Source organism: Streptomyces sp. UNOB3_S3 (assembly GCF_020740895.1).
Classification (GTDB): Bacteria; Actinomycetota; Actinomycetes; order Streptomycetales; family Streptomycetaceae; genus Streptomyces.
The window spans coordinates 1-566 of record NZ_JAILXP010000775.1; the positions used below are offsets into that span (position 1 = coordinate 1).

The window sequence follows — 566 nt, forward strand, 5'->3', positions numbered from 1 at the left end:
AAGGCGATCCTGAAGGAGGCCGGCTACGTCGGCGCCGGCACGGTGGAGTTCCTGGTGGGTCTGGACGGGACGATCTCGTTCCTGGAGGTGAACACGCGTCTGCAGGTGGAGCACCCGGTGACCGAGGAGGTCACGGGCATCGACCTGGTGCGGGAGATGTTCCGGATCGCCGACGGCGAGGCCCTCGGTTACGACGACCCCGCCGTGCGCGGCCACTCCTTCGAGTTCCGGATCAACGGCGAGGACCCGGGCCGTAACTTCCTGCCCGCCCCCGGCACCGTCACCACCTTCACCGCGCCCACCGGCCCGGGCGTGCGCCTGGACGCGGGTGTGGAGTCCGGCAGCGTCATCGGCCCCGCGTGGGACTCGCTCCTCGCCAAGCTGATCGTCACGGGTGCGACGCGTGAGCAGGCGCTTCAGCGTGCGGCGCGTGCGCTGGCGGAGTTCCAGGTCGAGGGGATGGCCACCGCGATCCCGTTCCACCGTGCGGTGGTCACCGACCCGGCGTTCACCAGCGACCCGTTCCACGTCCACACCCGCTGGATCGAAACCGAATTCACCAACAC

General features: G+C 69.8%; 1 pseudogene. It reads left to right on the forward strand.

The features are described from left to right. Positions 1 to 566: pseudogene (locus K6I33_RS35580) on the forward strand (acetyl-/propionyl-CoA carboxylase subunit alpha); the annotation flags it as partial.